This window comes from Jiangella rhizosphaerae (assembly GCF_003579925.1).
Lineage (GTDB): Bacteria > Actinomycetota > Actinomycetes > Jiangellales > Jiangellaceae > Jiangella > Jiangella rhizosphaerae.
In genome coordinates, this window is record NZ_QUAL01000048.1 from 1 (window position 1) to 943 (window position 943).

Consider the following 943-nt stretch of genomic DNA (forward strand, 5'->3'; position numbering starts at 1 on the left):
CTCGGCAGGCGCGCGGCCCTCGGCGGGCGCGCGGCCCTCGGCGGGCGCGCGGCCCTCGGCCGGTTGTCCACCGCCCGCGGTGCCGTCCTCCGTCACCGTCAGCAGCCAGCTCTCCGTCGTGACGGTGGTGCCGGCCGTGCCGTCGAGCTGCGCCTGCGTCTGAACCGCCGTCGCGGCCAGCGACCGGAGCTCCGCAGCGGCCGGCTGCCCCATGGCCAGCTCCGCGGCCAGGACGGGCGGCGTGGCCGCGTACGCGGTGTCGGCGCCGTCGGACCAGAGGTCGCCCACGACGAGGACCGCCGCGGCCACCGCGGACGCCGTCGCCAGGCCCGCCGCCGGCCACAGCGCCAGCCGGGCCTGGGGCGGCCGTATCGCCGGCAGCAGGCGAGGCCGCGACCGGGCGGCGACCGACTCCTCGAGCAGCCGGCGCATGGCGTCGCGGCGGTCGGCGGGCAGGTCACGCCGAGGTGGCAGGTCGANGCGGCGACCGACTCCTCGAGCAGCCGGCGCATGGCGTCGCGGCGGTCGGCGGGCAGGTCACGCCGAGGTGGCAGGTCGAACGCGAGGTTCATGCCGGTGGAACTCATGCGTGGTGCGCTCCTTCGGGGCGCGAGCCGGGTCGCGGCTCGGCTGTCTTCGTGGCCGCGGCCTCGGTGAGCCGCTCCATGTGAGCTCGGGCTCGCGCCAGACGCGAGCGTACTGTGCCGACGGGGATTCCGAGCGCCACGGCGGCCTCGGCGTACGTGCGCTCGCCCCAGACGCAGAGCGCGAGCACCTCCTGCTCCTGCTTCGGCAGCCGCCGGAACACCTGCAGGACCTGCTTCATGTGCCGTTCGTCGTCGGCGCGCGCCGCGGCGTCCGCGGGGTCGTGCGGCGGCGCCGCGTCGTCGGCGCCGCCGGCGATGACCGCGGGCGGCAGCTTGGCCAGCAGGCGGCGGTGCCG

1 protein-coding gene is annotated in these 943 nt (G+C 77.9%); it reads right to left on the reverse strand.

Features of this window, described 5'->3' with window-relative positions:
• Nucleotides 1-583: 583 nt before the first annotated feature.
• On the reverse strand, nucleotides 584-943 hold a 360-nt coding region (locus DY240_RS05765), incomplete at its 5' end, for an RNA polymerase sigma factor (protein WP_233552622.1).